Source organism: Photobacterium lipolyticum (assembly GCF_003026475.1).
In the GTDB taxonomy this organism is placed as follows: Bacteria; Pseudomonadota; Gammaproteobacteria; order Enterobacterales; family Vibrionaceae; genus Photobacterium; species Photobacterium lipolyticum.
This window is the reverse complement of sequence record NZ_PYMC01000054.1, coordinates 1-782: the sequence shown is the minus strand read 5'-3', so window position 1 is coordinate 782 and position 782 is coordinate 1. Positions and strand designations below refer to the sequence as shown.

Here is a 782-nt window from a genome sequence, read left to right as displayed (position 1 = left end):
TTCACGTTTGTTATCGGTCTCTCATCAGAGGAGCCTGCAATCAATCGAACTACTGTATAGAAAGCTTTAGTTGCAGCTAAAGCCTGGGTCTCACTTTACCCTGAAGTTGGTTTTATTATCCATACAAAGCAATCAAGGTGACCCGTTACACTCGGCAGTTTTGGTTTGAAGTTCAATGTGCTTGGCTAGTTCAGTGATGGCACACCTTATTGTAGGCGTTATGTTTTTTGTCAGTTATTTACAATCAAAAGGAATTCAGTTTTGTTAAGATTTACGCATGATAGTGGTCACTATTTTACTTTCGATGGTGCTGATATTTATTACGAAATCCTAGGTAATCCAAATGGTAAACCCCTTGTTCTATTACATGGTGGTTTAGGTTGCATGACTGATTTCAATAGTGTTATTGATAGTATTCCAGAAGACTATATGATCATTGGTATCGATCTTAGAGGGCATGGTAAATCGACGATTGGTAATAAAGAATTAAGTTATGCGCAATATCAAAGTGATGTTGTGGCAGTACTAAACCATCTGAAAATCAGTTCATTTTCTCTATTTGGTTTTAGCGATGGTGGTATTGTAAGTTATCGTTTGGCTGCCTCAGTAAGTTCAAATGTGGAACAACTTATTACGTTGGGATCACAGTGGCGTCTGGAAGAAAATGATCCTTCCATTGAGTGCTTGGGGGGAGTCACATCAGGCGACTGGAATGAAATGTTCCCTGATTCAGTTGCATACTACAACGAATCGAATCCACAACCGGACTTTGAGTTGTTAAT

1 protein-coding gene is annotated in these 782 nt (G+C 38.9%); it reads left to right on the top strand.

Translation table 11 applies throughout. The features are described 5' to 3' along the window. Positions 1-261: 261 nt before the first annotated feature. Positions 262-782, top strand: a 521-nt coding sequence (locus tag C9I89_RS22270; protein ID WP_211315297.1) for an alpha/beta fold hydrolase, incomplete at its 3' end; no start/stop codon positions are given.